Below are 302 nucleotides of genomic sequence, written 5' to 3'. Positions count from 1 at the left end.
TTAATCAGAGAATTGAAGATTTCTCTAAAGATGCTTTACTGTGGGATGATGAAGAAGAAGCATTTGTGGCACGTCATGAAAAAGATGGGCAGAAAACAAAGAGCAAATTGAAGTATCTTTTGGATGGTGAGATTGCTCAAGGTTCAACAGATGCCATTACGGGCAACCAACTTTATTCCATGAATAACCAGCTTGCTAATTATTTCGGTGGCGGTGCTAACTATGAAAGTGGCGCATGGCCAGGTCCAAAATTCGCCCTGAAAACTTTCGCGGCTGATGGTAAAGAAGGCTCTCCACAGGAC

At 42.7% G+C, this 302-nt stretch carries 1 protein-coding gene; it reads left to right on the top strand.

Features of this window, described 5'->3' with window-relative positions; translation table 11 throughout:
- Positions 1–302 (top strand): hypothetical protein (locus tag ACFILW_RS09990; protein ID WP_375685760.1); only part of this gene is annotated, 302 nt, incomplete at both ends.

The sequence above is a fragment of the Bartonella sp. TT110JLCBS genome, from assembly GCF_042193405.1.
Lineage (GTDB): Bacteria > Pseudomonadota > Alphaproteobacteria > Rhizobiales > Rhizobiaceae > Bartonella.
The sequence above is the reverse complement of the archived record's forward strand: the minus strand, read 5'-3'. Positions and strand labels throughout refer to the sequence as shown.